This window comes from Polaromonas sp. AER18D-145 (assembly GCF_002379095.1).
Lineage (GTDB): Bacteria > Pseudomonadota > Gammaproteobacteria > Burkholderiales > Burkholderiaceae_C > Polaromonas.
The window spans coordinates 60,844-79,631 of record NZ_NBZV01000011.1 but is presented as its reverse complement, the minus strand read 5'-3'; the positions used below and the strand labels follow the sequence as shown (position 1 = coordinate 79,631).

Annotated in this window: 14 protein-coding genes and 1 pseudogene; 6 read left to right on the top strand and 9 right to left on the bottom strand. The window is 65.6% G+C overall.

What is annotated here, in order from left to right; translation table 11 throughout:
• Positions 1–7: 7 nt before the first annotated feature.
• Together B7G52_RS08255 and ligA are read left to right on the top strand one after the other, a co-directional pair.
• Positions 8–1,072: a cell division protein ZipA C-terminal FtsZ-binding domain-containing protein gene (locus B7G52_RS08255; protein ID WP_096697140.1), complete on the top strand. Its 1,065-nt coding sequence runs from the start codon at positions 8–10 to the stop codon at positions 1,070–1,072.
• 11 nt (positions 1,073–1,083) lie between these two features.
• A complete protein-coding gene (gene ligA / locus B7G52_RS08250; protein WP_096697139.1) occupies positions 1,084–3,186 on the top strand; it encodes an NAD-dependent DNA ligase LigA in 2,103 nt (700 codons plus the stop codon).
• Positions 3,187–3,191: 5 nt separating this feature from the next.
• Here ligA and B7G52_RS08245 read toward each other — a convergent pair whose 3' ends face one another.
• Positions 3,192–3,641, bottom strand: coding sequence for a YbaN family protein (locus B7G52_RS08245; RefSeq protein ID WP_096697138.1), 450 nt, complete (start codon positions 3,639–3,641; stop codon positions 3,192–3,194).
• Between the two features lie 95 nt (positions 3,642–3,736).
• Here B7G52_RS08245 and def point away from each other — a divergent pair, with 95 nt between their 5' ends.
• Positions 3,737–4,276: a peptide deformylase gene (def, locus tag B7G52_RS08240; RefSeq protein ID WP_096697137.1), complete on the top strand. Its 540-nt coding sequence runs from the start codon at positions 3,737–3,739 to the stop codon at positions 4,274–4,276.
• An 18-nt stretch (positions 4,277–4,294) separates the two neighbouring features.
• On the opposite strand, the gene B7G52_RS08235 is transcribed toward def, so the two are convergent.
• The 3 genes from B7G52_RS08235 to map form a co-directional block, all read right to left on the bottom strand.
• Positions 4,295–4,825, bottom strand: a complete 531-nt coding sequence (locus B7G52_RS08235; protein WP_096697136.1) for an OmpA family protein — start codon at positions 4,823–4,825, stop codon at positions 4,295–4,297.
• 229 nt (positions 4,826–5,054) lie between these two features.
• Positions 5,055–7,697: a [protein-PII] uridylyltransferase gene (locus B7G52_RS08230; RefSeq protein WP_096697135.1), complete on the bottom strand. Its 2,643-nt coding sequence runs from the start codon at positions 7,695–7,697 to the stop codon at positions 5,055–5,057.
• A gap of 46 nt (positions 7,698–7,743) precedes the next feature.
• A complete protein-coding gene (map, locus tag B7G52_RS08225; RefSeq protein ID WP_096697134.1) occupies positions 7,744–8,616 on the bottom strand; it encodes a type I methionyl aminopeptidase in 873 nt (290 codons plus the stop codon).
• Positions 8,617–8,823: 207 nt separating this feature from the next.
• Here map and purL point away from each other — a divergent pair, with 207 nt between their 5' ends.
• Complete coding sequence (purL, locus tag B7G52_RS08220) at positions 8,824–13,023, top strand: phosphoribosylformylglycinamidine synthase (protein ID WP_096697156.1); 4,200 nt, start codon at positions 8,824–8,826, stop codon at positions 13,021–13,023.
• Positions 13,024–13,146: 123 nt separating this feature from the next.
• Complete coding sequence (locus B7G52_RS08215) at positions 13,147–13,977, top strand: DUF2189 domain-containing protein (RefSeq protein WP_096697133.1); 831 nt, start codon at positions 13,147–13,149, stop codon at positions 13,975–13,977.
• A 34-nt stretch (positions 13,978–14,011) separates the two neighbouring features.
• On the opposite strand, the pseudogene B7G52_RS23570 reads toward B7G52_RS08215, so the two are convergent.
• Both B7G52_RS23570 and B7G52_RS24005 read right to left on the bottom strand, forming a co-directional pair.
• Positions 14,012–14,164 (bottom strand): annotated as a pseudogene (locus tag B7G52_RS23570) (ABC transporter substrate-binding protein); the annotation flags it as partial.
• A 72-nt stretch (positions 14,165–14,236) separates the two neighbouring features.
• Positions 14,237–14,341, bottom strand: a complete 105-nt coding sequence (locus tag B7G52_RS24005; protein WP_240523368.1) for a hypothetical protein — start codon at positions 14,339–14,341, stop codon at positions 14,237–14,239.
• 141 nt (positions 14,342–14,482) lie between these two features.
• Here B7G52_RS24005 and B7G52_RS08205 point away from each other — a divergent pair, with 141 nt between their 5' ends.
• Entirely contained in the window at positions 14,483–16,903 is a 2,421-nt protein-coding gene (locus tag B7G52_RS08205; RefSeq protein ID WP_096697132.1) for a catalase, read from the top strand.
• A 78-nt stretch (positions 16,904–16,981) separates the two neighbouring features.
• Here B7G52_RS08205 and B7G52_RS08200 read toward each other — a convergent pair whose 3' ends face one another.
• Genes B7G52_RS08200 through B7G52_RS08190 form a run of 3 tightly spaced genes read right to left on the bottom strand, consistent with a single transcriptional unit; the run spans position 16,982 to position 18,741 of the window.
• Entirely contained in the window at positions 16,982–17,767 is a 786-nt protein-coding gene (locus B7G52_RS08200; protein WP_096697131.1) for a peptidylprolyl isomerase, read from the bottom strand.
• Between the two features lie 60 nt (positions 17,768–17,827).
• The gene (locus B7G52_RS08195) at positions 17,828–18,121 is read right to left on the bottom strand and encodes a BolA family transcriptional regulator (protein ID WP_096697155.1); all 294 of its coding nucleotides are present in this window, start codon (positions 18,119–18,121) and stop codon (positions 17,828–17,830) included.
• Entirely contained in the window at positions 18,121–18,741 is a 621-nt protein-coding gene (locus tag B7G52_RS08190) for a septation protein A (RefSeq protein ID WP_096697130.1), read from the bottom strand. The genes B7G52_RS08195 and B7G52_RS08190 overlap by 1 nt, the downstream gene beginning before the upstream one ends.
• Positions 18,742–18,788: the final 47 nt, after the last annotated feature.

Sequence of the window (18,788 nt, the reverse complement as noted above, 5' to 3'; positions counted from 1 at the left end):
CCATGTCTTGAGCACACTCCAGATCAGTTTGGCCATACTCGGCGGTTTGATTCTTGCGATCGTGGTGGTCCACAGCACCTGGTCCGCCCGCAAAAACCTGCCGCGGCGCGCCACGCCCGACCCGGCGGCTACTACTCCGGTGGAGCCGGTCGGCGAGCCGGCCTTTGACACCGAGCCGGAGCGCCAGGAACCTGGTTTTGACCGCGACTCCGGCCTGGACGCGCTGACCGCCATGACCGTGCCCGAGAAAAAACCCGGGCTCGATGCGCTGATTGACGTTATTGCGCCGATTCTGGTGGACGCGCCGGTTTCGGGCGAAGCCGCGCTGGCAGCCATGCCCGCCACGCGCCGTGCCGGCAGCAAGCCGTTTGCGGTGGAAGGCCTGAATGTTGCCACCGGTGCCTGGGAAACCCCGTTCGCGGGCCAGCGCTACAGCGCCTTCCAGTCCGGCGTGCAGCTGGCCAACCGCACGGGCGCACTGAACCAGATCGAGTTTTCGGAGTTTGTCATCAAGGCGCAGGCCTTTGCCGATGCGATTGACGGCCAGCCCGAGTTTCCCGACATGCTCGACGAGGTCGCCCGGGCCCGTGAACTGGACAACTTTGCCAGCGCCCATGATGCGCAGCTGAGCTTCACGCTGCGCGCGAAAAACACCGCCTGGAGCCCCGGTTATGTGCACCAGAGCGCCGCCAAGCTCGGTTTTGTCACCGGCTCCATCCCGGGCCGCATGGTGCTGCCGGCCAGCGAGTCCGGCCATGCGCCCATCCTGGGCCTGGCCTTCGACACGCAGGCGGCCATGGCCGAAGACCCGGAGCAGACCGCCCTGCGCGAGTTGACGCTGTCGCTGGATGTGCCGCAGGTGCTGCGTTCCGAGCAACCGTTTGTGCGCATGTGCGAGGCCGCGATCGCGCTGGCCGCCAGCATGGACGGTGTGATCATCGACGACCAGGGCCAGCCTATCCGGCCCGAGGCCATGGAAATCATCCACGCCGACCTCGAGCAGCTCTACGACACACTGGAAGGCCGCGACATGCCGGCCGGCTCCGCGCTGGGCCGGCGCCTGTTCTCCTGAATTTTCTTCCCATGGTCACTCCTGACATGTTTGCGCCGACCGAGCCGCGGAAAGCGCCGGCGCCCGCCGAACGCATCGCGACCCTGCGCGACCAGCTCAACGAACACGCGCACCGCTACTACGTGCTCGACGAGCCGGCCATTCCGGATGCCGAGTACGACCGGCTGTTCCAGGAACTGCAGGCGCTGGAAGCACAGCACCCCGAACTGGCCAGCCCGGATTCGCCGACCCGCCGGGTGGGCGGCAAACCACTGGACCAGTTCGCCAGCGTGCGCCATGCCGTGCCGATGTTGAGCATCCGCACCGAGACCGACACAGAGGCGACGGGCGCGAAAAATTTTGATCTGCGCGTGCGCAAGGAGCTTGGCCTGGGGGAGGGTGATCCACCGGTGGAATACGTGGCCGAACTCAAGTTCGACGGCCTGGCGATCAATCTGCGTTACGAACATGGCGTGCTGGTGCAGGCGGCGACACGCGGCGACGGCGAAACCGGCGAGGACGTGACGCAGAACATCCGCACCATCCGCCAAATTCCGCTGCGGCTGCCCAAGGATGCCCCCCGTATATTGGAAGTACGCGGCGAGGTCTACATGCGCCGCGACCATTTCGAGGCGCTCAATGAGCGGCAGCGTGAAAAAATCGCCAAGGGCGCCAAGGGCGAAAAAACCTTTGTGAATCCGCGGAATGCCGCCGCCGGCGCAGTGCGGCAGCTGGACCCGGCGATCGCCGCGCAGCGCCCCCTGAGCTTTTTTGCCTATGGCGTCGGGGAAGTCACGCCGCCGGGAGAGGGTGGGCCGGACTTCGACACCCACTTCCAGCTGTTGCTGACCCTCAGATCATGGGGTTTTCCGGTCGCAGCCCAGACACAGACTGCGCAAGGCGCTTCTGAATTGATAGCATTTCACGAGAAGACAGGCCGTGCGCGCGACCAGTTGCCCTATGACATCGACGGCGTGGTCTACAAGGTCAACAGCCTGGCGCTGCAGAAAAAACTGGGCTTTGTGACGCGCGAGCCGCGCTGGGCGGTGGCGCACAAATACCCCGCCCAGGAACAGATGACCAAGGTGCTGGCGATTGACGTGCAGGTCGGCCGCACCGGCAAACTCACGCCGGTGGCCAAGCTGGCGCCGGTGTTTGTTGGCGGCGTGACGGTGACCAACGCCACGCTGCACAACGAGGACGAAGCCCGGCGCAAGGACGTGCGCATCGGCGACACGGTGATCGTGCGCCGCGCCGGCGACGTGATTCCCGAGGTGGTCAGCGTGCTGCTGGACAAGCGGACGCAGCACGCGCCGCAGTTCACCATGCCGCGCACCTGCCCGGTGTGCGGCTCTGCCGCCGTGCGGGAGGAGGGCGAAGCCGACTACCGTTGTACCGGCGGCCTGTTCTGCGCGGCCCAGCGCAAGGAAGCCATCCTGCATTACGCACACCGCCGCGCGGTCGAGATCGAGGGCCTGGGCGACAAGCTGGTCGAGCAACTGGTCGACGCCGGCGTGGTCCGCACCCTGCCAGACCTGTACCGGCTGGGCCTGACGGCGCTGGCCGGGCTGGAGCGCATGGCGGACAAATCCGCCAACAACCTGCTCGACGCCCTTGAAAAGTCCAGGCAGACCACTTTGCCGCGTTTCCTGTTCGGCCTGGGCATCCGCCATGTCGGGGAGGCCACGGCCAAGGAACTGGCGCGCCATTTCGGCAGCCTCGACGCGGTCATGGACGCGCGCGAAGAGCAACTGCTCGAGGTCAGCGATGTCGGTCCCATCGTCGCCCAGAGCCTACGCACCTTCTTCGACCAGCCGCACAACCGCGAGGTGGTCGAGCAGTTGCGTGCCTGCGGCGTGACCTGGCCAGAGGGGAAACCGGCGGCACGCGCGCCGCAGCCGCTGTCGGGCAAGACCTTTGTCATCACCGGCACGCTGCCGACGCTGAGCCGCGACGAGGCCAAGGACAGGGTCGAAGCTGCGGGCGGCAAGGTGGCCGGCTCGGTCAGCAAAAAAACCGACTATGTGGTCGCTGGCACGGAAGCCGGCAGCAAACTGACCAAGGCGCAGGAGCTTGGTGTGGCCGTTATCGACGAAGCAGCCCTGCTGGCCATGCTGGCCGCTCCCGCGGCCTGACACCTTCAAGTTTCCGGCGGCGCAGCTTCGTCGCTGAGGTGTTCCGGCCGGCGCCATAGCCAGGCCAGCACGCCGGCCATGCAGCCGATGGCGAGCAAGGCCACCCAGCGGGTTGGCACCATCACCAGCATGAAGGCGGCGCTCGCGCCCATGACCGCCGTGGCGGTCCATTTGGCGCGCCGGCGCACCACCCCGCCGCGGCGCCACTCGATCAGCATGGGCCCGAAGGAGGTATGGTTCTCCAGCCAGGCCAGCAGACGCGGCGAGCTGCGCGCGGCGGCCCAGGCCGACAGCAGCACAAAGGGCACGGTGGGCAACACCGGCACAAAGATGCCTATCACGCCCAAGGCCAGGCTCAGCAGCGCCAAAACCAGCAGCGCCCAGCGCGTCACCAGGGGCAGCGGGGCGGTCGGCTCGGCGGGAAGATCAGGCTGGTGGCGGGAGGGCTCGGACATGCCTCATTTTGCCGTGCCGCAGGCGGCATGACCGCCCCGCCTTCCTTCTGTTTCTGTATGCTCGATGGTTTGACGACAGAGCACACAGGATTTTCATGACCGTACGCGACATTCTCAAAATGGGGGACCCGCGCCTGCTGCGGGTGGCCCCGCCCGTGACCGGTTTCGACACCGATGAACTGCACCTGCTGGTGGCCGACATGTTCGAGACCATGCGCGCGGTCAACGGCGCCGGCCTGGCCGCGCCGCAGATCGGCGTGGACCTGCAGCTGGTGATTTTCGGCACGGATGCGGTGAACCCGCGTTACCCCGATGCGCCCCTGGTGCCGCGCACGGTGCTGCTCAACCCGGTCATCACGCCCTTGTCGGACGACGAGGAAAACGGCTGGGAGGGTTGCCTCTCGGTGCCCGGCCTGCGCGGCTTGGTGCCGCGCTTCTCACGCATCCGCTACACCGGCTTCGACCCTTACGGCGATCCGATTGACCGGACGGTGGACGGCTTTCACGCACGTGTGGTGCAGCACGAGTGTGATCACCTGATGGGTGTGCTGTACCCGATGCGGATCCGGGACTTCACGCAGTTCGGCTACACCGAGGTGCTGTTCCCGGGCCTGGATGCGTCTGAAGACGATTGAGTCCGCCCGTACGCGGTTTCAACCAGCCTGGGCCCCCGGGCGGTCCGCCGGCAGGCGCGCCTTGCCGCCGGAACCGAACACCGAGCGCCACCAGGCGGCAGAACCGTCGGGCGGCACCGGCGGCGTGGTCGCTATCCGGGCGTCCAGGTAGTCCAGCGTGACACGGCGGCGGTACTGCGCGACCTCTTCACCGGCCAGTTCGATCAGTGGCCGGGCCGCGCCCCGGCTCTGGATCAGCACCTGCTTGTGCCCGGCGCCAGCCTTGATCAGCGCCGAACGCACGGCCATGGCACGGCGGTCGCCCATCAACCAGAAAAAGCGGTGGCTGCCGGTGCCGTAGCTGTGGCCGGACACCAGCACCCGCTGCTCGGGCCGGTCGGCCAGCCAGGCCGCATGGGCGGCCAGCAGGTCGTCATAACCCTCGGGCACCAGCCAGTTGTCGGGTTCAAAAAAGACCTGGCGGGCCAGGGGCCGGCCGTCGTCGTCGCATTCGCCCGAGGCGTGCAACTGCTGCTCACGGGTCAACAGGGTTTGTGTCTGGGCATGCATGGCAAGCTCCTTGGGTGAAATGTCCGGTTGCCGGACCGGCCGCCATTGCTTTCTGGTTGCCAATCCGCAGTTCGTTCATTGTCTGCTTCTGGCAACCCATCACAAGCCTCAAACGGTGATCATGTGTAACATGAGAAAAGACGTTTAACTTGTTGATTTAAATAAATAAATATTTTTTTACTTCAAGACTGACGGGGATCGGCCGGCCCCGGCCTGTCGCGGCTTGCGTTCAGGCCGCGAGGGCTTCGAGCAGTTCGGTCTCGATGGCGATCTGCGCCTTGTTGTGCTGCAGTTCCGGCCCGTCGATCAGGAAGGTGTCTTCCACCCGTTCACCCAGGGTCGTCACCTTGGCCAGTTGCAGGTTGATGCGGTGGCGGGCCAGCACGCGGGCGATCGAATACAGCAGGCCGACGCGATCGCTGGCCGAGACGCTGAGCAGCCAGCGCTGGGCTTTTTCGTCGGGCCGCAGGTCCACGCGCGGCGTGACCGGGAAACTCTTGACGCGGCGCGACACGCGGCCTTTGCCCGGCGGCGGCAGCGGGCCGTTTTCTTCAATGGCCCGGTCCAGGTCGGCTTCGACCATGGCCACGAGTTCGCGGTAGTGGTCGGCCAGCGTCGGGCTGACCACCTGGAAGGTGTCCAGCGCGTAACCGGGTGAGCCTTTGGCGGGCTTGGCCGTGTGGATCTTGGCGTCCAGGATGCTGAAACCGGCTTCCTCGAAATAACCGCAGATGCGGGCAAACAGGTCGGGTGCGTCGGGTGTGTACACCAGCACCTGCAGGCCTTCGCCGGCGGCCGAGCGGCGCGCCCGCACAATACATTTGGCCGTGCCCACATGGCGTGACAGGTGGCGCGCATGCCAGGCAATGTCGCCGGCCTCATGGCGCATGAAGTAGCTGACGTCCAGCGAGTCCCACAAGGCCTTGTGCGCCTCGAAGGGTTCGGCATGCAGGGCCAGGATGGTCAGGGCCTCGCGTTTGCGGGCCTCGACCTCGGCGTCTGCATCGGGCGCCCGCCCGCCCAGCACACGCAGCGTGTAGCGGTAGAGGTCTTCGAGCAGCTTGCCTTTCCAGGCATTCCACACCTTGGGGCTGGTGCCGCGGATGTCGGCCACCGTGAGCAGGTAAAGCGCGGTCAGGTAACGCTCGTTGCCGACGCGTTTGGCAAAACCGGCGATGACCTGCGGATCGCTCAGGTCTTCCTTCTGGGCAATGCGGCTCATGGTCAGGTGTTCGCCCACCAGGAACTCGATCAGCTTCGCGTCTTCGGCGGCAATGCCGTGTTGCCGGCAAAACACCCGCACGTCCTTGCGGCCGAGCTCGGAATGGTCGCCGCCACGGCCCTTGGCAATGTCGTGGAAAAGGGCCGCGACGTACAGGATCCAGGGCTTGTCCCAGCCGGCGGCCAGTTGCGAACACGCCGGGTATTCGTGCGCGTGTTCGGCCATGAAAAAGCGCCGTACATTGCGCAGCACCATCAGGATGTGTTGGTCCACCGTGTAGACGTGGAACAGGTCGTGCTGCATCTGCCCGACGATCTGGCGGAACACCCAGAGGTAGCGGCCCAGCACCGAGGTCTGGTTCATCAGGCGCATCGCGTGGGTGATGCCCGTGGGCTGCTGCAGGATGCGGCGGAAGGTGTCGCGGTTGACCAGGTCGCGCCTGAACCGGGCGTCCATCACGCCGCGTGCGTTGTACAGCGCGCGCAGGGTGCGGGCCGACAGGCCCTTGACGCCCACCGTGGTCTGGTAAACCAGAAAGGTCTCGAGGATGGCGTGCGGGTTGGCCAGGTACAGGTCGTCGCTGGCCACCTCGATCATGCCGGCCTTGTTCAGGAAGCGTTCATTGATCGGCTGTGGCGCCTGCCCGCTGGGGTGGAGCCGCTCCTCAATGTTGAGCAGCAGGATCTGGTTGAGCTGGGTCACCGCCTTGGCGGTCCAGTAAAAGCGCTTCATCAGGGCTTCACTCGCACGCGAGACCACCCGTCCGGTGTCGCTGTGGGTCACCGTTGCATAACCGAAGGACTCGGCCACCACGGTCTGCAGGTCGAACACCAGGCGGTCCTCGCGCCGGCCGGCCAGCAGGTGCAGGCGGGCACGTATCAGGCTCAGCAGGGCTTCGTTGGCCTTGATCTGGCGGACCTCGAAGGCGGTGGCAAGCCCGCGCTGCGCCAGGTCGTCCCAGGACTTGCCCAGCCCGGCCGCGCGCGCCACCCAGAGGATGACCTGCAGGTCGCGCAGGCCGCCCGGGGACTCCTTGCAATTGGGCTCCAGGGAGTAGGGCGTGTCTTCAAACTTGTTGTGGCGCTGGCGCTGCTCCAGCGTCTTGGCCACGAAAAAGGCCTGCGGGTCCAGCACGCCTTCGAGTTGCGTCAACAGGTCAGCAAACATGCTTCTGGAGCCCGCCAGCAGGCGCGCTTCGAGCAGCGAGGTCTGCACCGTCACGTCCTTGGCGGCTTCCTCGACACAGTCGCCGACCGTACGCACGCTGGAGCCGATCTCCAGGCCCGTGTCCCAACAACTGCCGATGAAGTTCTCGATCCGGGACTTCAGCGCCGCATCGCTGTCCACCCGGGCGTCGTCGGGCAGCAGCAGCAGGACGTCGACGTCGGAATGCGGAAACAGCTCGCCCCGGCCAAACCCGCCGACCGCCACCAGGCAGTAGCCGGCCGGGAATCCGGCACGCAGCCAGAGCTGGCGCAAGGTGTCGTCGGTGTGCCGGGCCAGCTTGCGCAGCAGGCTGCGGATGCCGCGCGTGGACGCGCCGCTGCCGGCCAGCGAGGTCAGCAGCGCATTTTTGCCGGCCCGGTACTGCTCGCGCAATTGGGCCGGTTCGGTGGGGGGCAACGAAGCAGGAGGCAGCGCGGAAAGCATGGGCAGCAGGCGCTGTGGGCGCGGGAGGGCGCGGGGCGCAGCCGGCTCAGGCGGCTGAATCGGCGGTCGAGGGGGTCTCGGCCTTCGCCGTGGCCGCCTGCGGCGCTGGCTGTGGCACAAAGTCCGGGATGGCCGGGCTGCCGGCCGACAGTGTCAGCACTTCATAACCGGTTTCGGTCACCAGGATCGTGTGCTCCCATTGCGCCGACAGCGAGTGGTCGCGCGTCACGATGGTCCAGCCGTCTTTTTCGGGGCCGTCCTTGATGTCGCGCTTGCCGGCGTTGATCATGGGTTCGATCGTGAAGGTCATGCCGGGCTTGAGCTCTTCGAGCGTGCCGGGGCGGCCGTAATGCAGCACCTGCGGCTCTTCGTGGAAACGCTGGCCGATGCCGTGGCCGCAGAACTCGCGCACGATGGTGAAGCCCTGTTTTTCCGCGAAGGTCTGGATCGCATGCCCGATGTCGCCCAGCCTGGCGCCGGGTTTGACTCGCATGATGCCGTGCCACATGGCCTCGTAGGTGACATTGCACAGACGCCTGGCCGCAATCGACACGTCGCCAATCAGGTACATGCGGCTGTTGTCGCCGAACCAGCCGTCCTTGGTGATCACGGTGACATCGATGTTCATGATGTCGCCTTTGCGCAGGGGCTTGTCGTTGGGAATGCCGTGGCAGACCACGTGGTTCAGCGAGGTGCACAGCGAGGCCGGGTAGGGCGGGTAACCGGGCGGCTGGTAACCCAGCGTGGCCGACACGGTGCCCTGCACGTTGACCATGTAGTCGTTGGCGAGCTGGTCGATTTCCCGGGTGGTGACCCCGGCCTTCACGAAGGGCGTGAGGTAGTCCAGCACCTCGGAAGCCAGTTTGCAGGCGACCCGCATGCCCTCGATGCCTGCTGCGTCTTTGTACGTAATACTCATGGGGCGATTATCCCACTGCCACACCGGCGCTGCATGGCACCCCTCTTTGCCCGGTCTTTGGCGGGCCCGGCCGGCCGCGGCCCGGCACCGACTCACTGATAAAATTGCGGGTTAACGCGACTCCCCAGCCTTCTGCGCCTGCAGGCGGTGTTAAACCCCAAAACAGCTTGTGAGCTGCCCACCTCCCACTACAAGGCCACCGCCACCGTGACCCTGCATCTGACGACTTTCGAGGGCGAACCCCAGGGGATCAACGCCCTGAGCGACTTTCGCGTCCAGCAACTCCTGCCGCGCCTGCAAGCCATCGAGGGCAAGATTGCGGGCATCAGCGCCCGCTTCGTGCACCTGGTGGCCACCGAGGCACCGCCTGACGACGCGCTCAAAACCCGGCTGGCGGCGCTGCTGACTTACGGCGATCCCTGTCCGGAGAGCACCGCCAAGGGGGATGAATCGCTGCTTTTCATCGTCACGCCGCGTTTCGGCACGGTCTCGCCCTGGGCGTCCAAGGCCACCGACATTGCCCACAACTGCGGGCTGGCCATCAAGCGCATCGAACGCCTCACCGAATACCGGCTGACCCTCAAGTCGGGCTTTTTCAGCCCTTCGACCTTGCTCAGGACAGGCAAGACGGCACTGAATGACACCCAGCGCGACCAGGTTGCCGCCTTGCTGCACGACCGCATGACGGAAAGCGTGATGACGGACCGGGCGCAGGCCGCCGGCCTGTTCACGGAGCTGCAGGGCGCGCCGCTGCAGACCATTGACGTGCTGGCTGGCGGCAAGGCCGCGCTGGAAGCAGCCAATACGGAATTCGGCCTGGCGCTGGCGCTTGATGAAATCGACTACCTGGTGACCGCTTTCACCCAGCTCAAGCGCAACCCGACCGATGTCGAACTCATGATGTTCGCCCAGGCCAACAGCGAACACTGCCGCCACAAGATTTTCAACGCCGATTTCACCATCGACGGCGTGGCCCAGAACCTGAGCCTGTTCGGCATGATCCGCAACACCGAAAAGCTCAACCCGCAACACACGGTGGTGGCCTATTCGGACAACGCCTCGGTCATGGAAGGCCTGCCGGTCCAGCGTTTTTATGCCAAATCGGCCTCCAGCCCAGCAGGGTCGGGCGCCACAAGCTATCAAAGTTATAGCGCCACGAACGACGTGCTGATGCATGTGCTGATGAAGGTGGAGACGCACAACCACCCGACGGCGATTTCCCCGTTCCCCGGCGCCTCGACGGGGGCCGGTGGTGAAATCCGCGACGAAGGCGCGACCGGGCGCGGCTCCAAACCCAAGGCCGGCCTGACCGGCTTCACCGTGTCCCGCCTGTTTGATGGCAACTACGGCAAGCCGGAGCACATCGCCAGCCCGCTGCAGATCATGACCGAGGGCCCGCTGGGCGGCGCGGCCTTCAACAACGAATTCGGCCGGCCCAACCTGGCCGGCTACTTCCGCGAGTACGAACAAACCGTGGGCGGCCAGCGCTGGGGTTACCACAAACCCATCATGATCGCCGGCGGCGTCGGCACGATTGACGCCAGCCTCACGAAGAAAATCCTGTTCCCGGCCGGCACCTTGCTGATCCAGCTGGGTGGCCCCGGCATGCGCATCGGCATGGGTGGCAGCGCGGCCAGCTCCATGGCCTCGGGCGCCAATGCGGCGCAACTCGACTTCGACTCGGTACAGCGCGGCAACCCGGAGATCGAGCGGCGCGCCCAGGAAGTCATCAACCAGTGCGCCCAGCTCGGCAGCGCCAACCCGATCCTGGCGATCCACGACGTGGGCGCCGGCGGCCTGTCCAACGCCTTTCCCGAACTGGTCAACGACGCCGGGCGCGGCGCACGGTTCGACCTGCGCGCCGTGCCGCTGGAAGAAAGCGGCCTTTCTCCCAAGGAAATCTGGAGCAACGAAAGCCAGGAACGTTATGTGATGGCGATTGCGCCGGAATCGCTGCCGCAGTTCCAGGCTTTTTGCGAGCGCGAGCGTTGCCCGTTTGCGGTGATTGGTGTCGCCACCGAAGAGAAGCAGCTGGTGGTGTCGGATGCAGGAGAGCCCCTCTCCCCGGCGGGGCGAGGGAGCGATCCGCAATTTCCCCCTCTCCCTCGGGGAGAGGGTTGGGGTGAGGGCCTGCCCGCTGCCATCCCCGTAGATATGCCCATGAACGTGCTGCTGGGCAAGCCGCCCAAGATGCACCGCGACGTGACAAGCGTGGCCCGTAGCGTCAAGCCGCTGGATTTGACCGGTGTGGACCTGCAAAAGAGCGCCATCGCCGTGCTGAGCCACCCCACGGTAGCGTCCAAGCGCTTCCTGATCACGATTGGCGACCGCACGGTGGGTGGCCTCACGCACCGCGACCAGATGGTCGGGCCCTGGCAGGTGCCGGTGGCCGACTGTGCGGTCACGCTGGCCGATTACCAGGGTTTTGCCGGCGAAGCCATGAGCATGGGCGAACGCACGCCGCTGGCCGTCGTCAATGCCGCCGCTTCCGGTCGCATGGCGGTCGCCGAGGCCATCACCAACCTGCTGGCCGCGCCCATCGAACTTCCGCGTGTGAAGCTTTCGGCCAACTGGATGGCCGCTTGCGGTGAACCGGGCCAGGACGCCGCACTGTATGAAACCGTCAAGGCGGTTGGCATGGAACTGTGCCCTGCCCTGGGCGTGTCGATTCCGGTCGGCAAGGATTCGCTGTCCATGCGCACGGTCTGGAGCGAAGGCGAGGGCGGCAAGAAGGTCACCTCGCCGGTGTCGCTGATTGTCAGCGCGTTTGCGACGCTGCCGGACGTGCGCGGCACGCTGACGCCGCAGCTCGACGCACTGGAGGCCGACAGCACGCTGATCCTGATCGACCTGGGCAAGGGGCAAGCGCGCATGGGCGGCTCCATCCTGGCGCAGACGCTGGAACGGGAAGACGGCGCCGTGCCCGACCTCGACAACCCCCAGGACCTGGTGAACCTGGTCAACGCCATCAATGCCTTGCGCGCCCAGGGGCAGGTGCTGGCCTACCACGACCGCAGCGACGGCGGCCTGCTGGCCACGGTGTGCGAAATGGCTTTTGCCGGCCATGTGGGCGTCTCGCTCAACATCGACATGCTGCTGGTCGAAGGCGACGGTATTTCCGACAGCCGCATGGACACCGGCGACAGCAAGAACTGGGCGTCGCAGGTCGGCGCGCGCCGGGAGGATCTCACGCTCAAGGCGCTGTTCAACGAAGAGCTGGGCGCCGTCATCCAGGTGCGGACCGAGGCACGCAATGCCGTGATGCAGACCCTGCGCGAACACGGCCTGTCCAGATTCAGCCACTTCATCGGCAAGACCCGGCCGCAACATGCCTCGCTCGAAGTGGGCAAGGGCGAGATCCAGGTCTGGCGCGATACCAAGGCGGTCTTCAGCGCGAAGCTGCAGGACCTGCATCAGGTCTGGGACGCCGTGAGTTGGAAGATCAACCAGCAGCGCGACAATCCCGCCTGCGCCGATGCCGAACACGCGGCGGCCGGCGATCCGCTGGACCCGGGGCTGCACGTATTTTTACCGCAGCCCCTCACCCCAGCCCTCTCCCCAGAGGGGCGAGGGAGCAACCCTCTGGCGCTCCCTCTCCCGCTGGGAGAGGGCAGGGGTGAGGGCTCCCCGGCTTTGAACCTGTCGCGGCCCCGGGTCGCGGTGCTGCGCGAGCAGGGCGTCAATTCGCATGTGGAAATGGCTTACGCCTTCACCCAGGCCGGCTTCGAGGCCTGCGACGTGCACATGACCGACCTGCAGACCGGCCGCGCGCAGCTGGCCGACTTCACCGGCGTGGTGGCCTGCGGCGGTTTCAGCTACGGCGACACCCTGGGCGCCGGCATAGGCTGGGCCCGCTCCATCACCTTCAACCCGGCGCTGTCGGATCAGTTCAAGGCGTTTTTCGCACGCACCGACACCTTTGGCCTGGGCGTGTGCAACGGCTGCCAGATGTTTGCCGAGCTGGCCGACATCATTCCGGGCGCCGAGGCCTGGCCGCGTTTCACCACCAACCGCAGCGAGCGTTTTGAAGCCCGCCTGAGCCTGGTCGAAGTGCTCGACTCACCAAGCCTCTTCCTGCAGGGCATGGCCGGCAGCCGCCTGCCGATTGCCGTGGCGCATGGCGAGGGGTATGCGAATTTTGCGTACCGTGGCGATGCCGGGAAGGTGATTGCCGCGATGCGTTTCACCGACCACCACGGCCAGCCGACCGAAGCCTACCCGGCCAACCCCAACGGCAGCGCCGGTGGCCTGACCGCGGTGACCACCGCCGACGGCCGCTTCACGGCGATGATGCCGCACCCCGAACGCGTGTTCCGCAATGTGCAGCTGAGCTGGACAGACCAGGACATCAGCGCGCCCAGCGCCTGGATGCAGCTCTGGCACAACGCCAGGAAATGGGTGAAATAGGCTTCCAGCCATTTCCGGATATGCGCTGACAGCTATCTAAAAGATAGCAAAAAGGAAAACCACCCGAGACTCGCACCGGGTTGGTCCTGATGCGCGGAGACGGTACACGCGGTTCAATGCCTCATGAACGCCTCTGCCCATCCCCCCGAGTCCTCCACCGAAGCCCTTGCCACGCCGCCAGTGCCGCAGGTTCGCGTGTTGCAGCCGCTGCGCCTGAGCGACCCCGTGCGCTGGTTGCGCGCCGGCTGGCATGACCTGATGGCGGCGCGCGGCATTGCCCTGTTTTATGGCATCTGTTTCTGGCTCATGGCCGTGGTGCTGGGCGCGGTGTTCCGCAACCTGCCGCAGTACACCATGTCCTTTGTATCCGGCTGTTTTCTGGTCGGCCCCTTCCTGGCCATGGGGCTGTACGAGTCCAGCCGGCGGCGCGAGCAGGGGTTGCCGCAGAGCCTGGGCGCCTCGCTGACCTGTTGGGACAGCCATCTGGGCAGCATGGGCATGCTGGTGCTGGTGGTGATGCTGCTGGAGCTGCTGTGGGGTCGGGCCTCGCTGGTCGTTTTTGCCGTGTTTTTCAACACCGGCATGCCGAGCACGGCCGGCGTGCTGAAGGCGGTGTTCAACCCCCAGAACTGGCAGTTCATCGCGGTGTACACCGTGGTGGGTGGCGTTTTCGCCGGCCTGGTGTTTTCCACCTGCGTGGTGTCCATCCCGATGATCCTGGACCGGGACACCGATGCCATCACCGCCGGCATTGCCAGCATCCAGGTGGTGGCGGGGCGCACCGGCCCCATGCTGGTCTGGGGGGCGCTGATCGTGCTGCTGGTCCTCGGCGCGATGCTGCTGCCCTGGGCGCTGGGCCTGCTGGTGGTCGGCCCCTGGCTGGGGCATGCGAGCTGGCATGCCTACCGCGGCAGCTTCGCCTGGGAGACGCCAGCGCCGGCCGCACCCGCCTGACGCAGGGGCCGGTCGCCGCAGCTCACCACCGGGGTCAGCGTGCGGCAGGCGCCACCGCCGCACCCTCGATCCTGTGCCGTGCCAGCGCGGCGGCCACAAAGCCCGAGGACTTCATTTCCTCGATGAAGGCCGACAGGTAGCGGGCCCCAGCATCAAGGCCTTTGGGCAGACCCTGGGCCGGCTGGATCGTCGTTCGGGCCAAAGGGCACGATGGTGCCGCCCTTGCCGAAGCGCGGTGCCAGTTTGACCGGCAGGATGCCTATCGTGGACACCGTCCGGTGCCTGCCGGCGGGCCCGTACATCGGGCATTGTTCGCCAGCGCCGGCGCATCGGCAAAGTGGTCGAAATGGGCATGGGTGACCAGGACCAGGTCGACCTTTCCCCGGGAAGCCCGCGGGCCGCCGGTTTTCCGTCCTGTGCTCAGGATCGCGTCCTACATAACGCAGCGCGGCGCAATCTTAGGGTGATTGGTGGCGATTTTGCCTCTACCCACTTTCTCAAAACCATGCCCAAAACCAATCCGCCGGCCGACATGCGCAAGCCGGGCGCCCAAGCCGCCGCACGCAACACCGACAGTGGCCCCGCGCACCGGCCATCCGACACCGGTGCCGACCTGCCCGCCGAAAAGATGGCCCAGGTGGAGGCCCTGGTGGCGGCCATGCCGCACAACCCGACCAAAGCTGCCGAGCATGGCTTTGCCAACGCCATTGCCCCTCAGCGCGGGGCCACGGTGAAGCCCGAATCGAGGCTGCCCGGCGGCAGCACCCTGACCGAGGAAAACGGTTCCGAAAAAACCGGCAGCGTTGCGCCGGAAGGCCTCAATGCCACCATCGAGCCGCTGGACCGTGTGCGCGTCGATTCCGCTGGCCGCGTCCTCACCACCAACCAGGGGGTGGCCATCGCCGACAACCAGAACTCCCTCAAGTTCGGCCTGCGTGGGCCGGCCCTGCTGGAAGATTTTGTGCTGCGGGAGAAACTCACCCACTTCGACCATGAGCGCATTCCCGAGCGCATCGTGCATGCCCGCGGTTCGGCTGCGCACGGTTTTTTCGAAGCCTATGAACCGCAGACGCGTTTCACCAAGGCGGCGCCGTTCAAGGAAGCCGGCAAGATAACACCGGTGTTCGTGCGCTTTTCGACGGTGGCCGGCGAGCGCGGCTCCAAGGACACGGCGCGCGACGTGCGTGGCTTTGCCGTCAAGTTCTACACGGACGAAGGCAACTGGGATCTGGTCGGCAACAACATGCCGGTTTTTTTCATCCAGGACGCGATGAAGTTCCCCGACCTGGTGCACGCCGTCAAACCCGAGCCTCACCACCAGATGCCGCAGGCCGCCAGCGCGCATGACACCTTCTGGGACTTCGTCTCGCTGATGCCCGAGTCCACGCACATGCTGATGTGGGTGATGTCCGACCGCGCCATTCCACGCAGTTACGCCACCATGCAGGGCTTCGGGGTGCACAGCTACCGCTTTGTCAACGAGGCGGGCGAGTCGGTGTTCGTCAAGTTCCACTGGGAGCCGAAATACGGCACGCACTCCCTCGTGTGGGACGAGGCAGTGAAGATCTCCGGTGCCGACCCGGATTTCCACCGCCGCGACCTGTGGGAGCGCATCGAGTCGGGCGCCTACCCCGAATGGGAACTGGGCGTGCAGATCTTCACCGAAGCGCAGGCGGAGAAATTCAGCTTCGACATCCTGGATGCCACCAAGCTCGTTCCGGAAGAACTGGTGCCAGTGCAGAAGGTGGGCCGCATGGTGCTGAATCGCAACCCCGACAACTTTTTCGCGGAGACCGAGCAGGTCGCTTTCTGTACGGCGCATGTGGTGCCCGGCATTGATTTTTCCAACGACCCCTTGCTGGCCGGGCGCATCCATTCCTACGTAGACACCCAGATCTCGCGCCTGGGCGGGCCCAACTTCCATGAGATCCCGATCAATGCGCCGATTGCCCAGGTGCACAACAACCAGCGCGACGGCATGCACCGCCAGGCCCTCCACCGCGGCCGGGTCTCTTATGAGCCCAACTCGCTGGCCGGCGGCTGCCCCTTCCAGGCGGGCGCGGCCCAAGGGTTTGTGTCGGTGGCCGCGCGACTGCAGGCCAAAGAGGAGCAGGCCAAGGTGCGCGGCAAGCCCGAGAAGTTCGCCGACCACTACACCCAGGCCACGCTGTTTTACGACAGCCAGACGCCGGTCGAGCAGGCACACATCGCGGCCGCCTTCCGTTTCGAACTGAGCAAGGTCACCGTGCCCGCCATCCGCGAACGCATGGTGGCCTCGCTGCGCAATGCCTCGGAAGCGCTGGCCCGCGAAGTGGCCGAGGGCCTGGGCATGGACGCTTTGCCCGCAGCGCTGCCGCGGGCACTCGCCAAGCCGGCCAAGCCCGAGGTCACGGTGTCGCCGACGCTGTCCCTGCTGGCCAGACCCGGTGACGGCTCCATCCAGGGCCGCAAAGTGGTGGTTCTGGTCGCGCCCGGCGTGGCCGGCGACTCGATCGCCCAAGTGCAGGCGGCGCTGTTTGCGCAGGGCGCCGTCCCGCGCCTGGTGGCGCCACGTATTGGACCGGTGACCACCCTGGAAGGCGACACCCTGGAGGCGGACGCTTCCCTGGAAAATGAACCCGGCTTCCTGTTTGACGCCCTGGTACTGCCTGACGGCGAGCAGGCCGTGGCGGCGCTGGCCAGGGACGGTCACACCATGGAGTTCATCCGTGACCAGTACCGCCATGGCAAATCCCTGCTGGTGCTGGGCGCCTCGCGCGCCCTGATCGACAAGGCAGGCCTGCCCGCCACCTTGCCGGGTGGCAAGGCCGACCCCGGCCTGTTGATGGCCAAGGCCGGCAACGTAGCCGGCGCGATCGAGGCGTTCATCGCCGCAGTGGCCGGACCCCGGCATGCAGAAAGGGAAACTGATCCGCCCGCGGTCTGAAACCCGGGGCAGAAATGAAAAAGCAGCTCAAGAGCTGCTTTTTTTTGCGATGGCAGACGCTCCGGCCTGCCCCGCTGATCACTCGACCTTGGCCTTTTCGCGCAGCCCTTGCTGGAAGGCGCCGAGTTTTTGCTGCTGCATCTGCTGCGCGATCTGCGGCTTGAGTTCCTCGAACGGTGGCAACTGGGCGGTGCGGATGTCGTCCACGCGGATCACGTGGTAACCGAACTGGGTTTTCACCGGCACGTCGGTCAGCTGGCCCTTGTTCATCTTGGTCATCGCTTCGGCAAACTCGGGCACATAGCTGCTCGGGTTGGCCCAGTCCAGGTCGCCGCCGTTGGCGCCGGAGCCGGCGTCTTTGGAAGACTTCTTGGCGATGTCTTCAAACTTGCCGCCTTTTTTCAGACTGGCAATGATGGCCTTGGCTTCGTCTTCCTTTTCCACCAGGATGTGGCGCGCCTTGTATTCCTTGCCGCCGTTGGCTGCAACGAACTTGTCGTACTCGCCCTTGAGATCGGCATCGGTCACCGGGTTTTTCTTCTGGAAATCGGCGAACAACTCGCGGATCAGAATGGCCTGGCGGGCCAGTTCCATCTGCGTCTTGAAGTCGTTGCTGGCCGACAGGCCGAGTTTCTCGGCTTCCTGCATGAACACTTCGCGGGCGATGACTTCTTCCTTGATCTGGCCCTGCATTTCGGGGGTGACCGGACGGCCGGAGCGCGCCAGCTGCTGCGCCAGCGCGTCAACGCGGGCCTTGGGCACGGCCTTGCCGTTGACGATGGCAATGTTCTGGGCAAAGGCACCCGATGCGCCCAGCGCCATCAGGCCGGTGAGGGCGCCTGCCAGTAAGACTTGCTTTTTCATGGGGTTTCCTTGGGTAGTCGTTGATGGAGGAACGGCGCCGCTCTGGGCGTAGGCCGAAAATCAGGGGGGTGGAAGGATTTCAATGGCCAGCGCGTGCAGGCCCTGATCAATGAAATTTTGCAGTGCATCATACACAAGCCGGTGGCACGCGACGCGGCTCTTGCCCGCAAAGGCGGGGCTCGCAATCCGCACGCGAAAATGGCTGCCGAAACCCTGGGCATTGGCGCCTGCGTGGCCGGCATGCGCCGCGCTTTCGTCGATCACTTCCAGCAGGCTCGGGCTCAGGCGCTGGCGCAGCTGTTCCTCGATCCGGGCCGCGTGGACGGGCAGGGCGGTGGTGGGGGCCGCGGGCATCATGGTTCGGTCTTGACGTGTTTGTTCAGGAAAACAGCCTGCGCCAGCACAAAAACCAGCATCAGGCCCAGGCCGCCGAACAGCTTGAAGTTGACCCAGGTGGCCGTCGGGAAGTTGAACGCCACCCACAGGTTGAGCACACCCATGACCGCGAAAAACGCGATCCAGCTGTAGTTGACCTTGCGCCAGATCGCGTCGGGCAGGGCCATCTGCGCGCCCATCAGCGACTGGATGCCGTTTTTGCCGAACACCAGCTGCCCGACCAGCAGCGCGCCGCCCATGACCCAGTAGAGCACGGTGGGCTTCCACTTGATGAAGCTTTCACTGTGGAAATAAATCGTGGCACCGCCGAGCATGGTCACCAGCCCCAGGCTGACCCAGAGCATGGTGTCTATCTTGCGGCCGCGCGCCACCAGCCAGAGGATCTGCCCCAGGGTGGCCAGGATCACCACCACCGTCGCCAGCAGCACCGGCGCCTCGGCGATTCCCACCACGCCACCGGAGACCATGAAGCCGAGCCAGTCGGTCGCCGTCTGGGCCGACCACGCGGTGTTGGCCTCGGCGTACTTGAACATGCCGAAGAAAAGAACAATGGGCAGGAAATCGAACAGAATTTTCATGGGTTGATTATCGGTGGCAAAAAGGATGGCAAGAGCAGGCGTCACTT